Annotated in this window: 1 pseudogene; it reads left to right on the forward strand. The window is 49.6% G+C overall.

Annotation, left to right across the window (positions count from 1 at the left end):
* Positions 1-278, forward strand: a pseudogene (locus AACT35_RS11300) (photosystem II q(b) protein); the annotation flags it as partial.

The raw sequence follows: 278 nt of genomic DNA on the forward strand, positions 1-278 counted from the left end.
CGTTTGATCTTCCAATATGCATCTTTCAACAACAGCCGTTCCTTGCACTTCTTCTTGGGTGCATGGCCTGTAGTCGGTATCTGGTTCACTGCTCTTGGTGTATCCACCATGGCATTCAACCTGAACGGTTTCAACTTCAACCAGTCCATCCTTGACTCTCAAGGTCGTGTGATTAACACCTGGGCGGACATTCTGAACCGTGCGAACCTCGGTTTTGAAGTAATGCACGAGCGTAACGCTCACAACTTCCCCTTAGACTTAGCAGCTGGCGAGCAAGC

This window comes from Synechococcus sp. BDU 130192 (assembly GCF_963876085.1).
GTDB lineage: Bacteria > Cyanobacteriota > Cyanobacteriia > Cyanobacteriales > MRBY01 > MRBY01.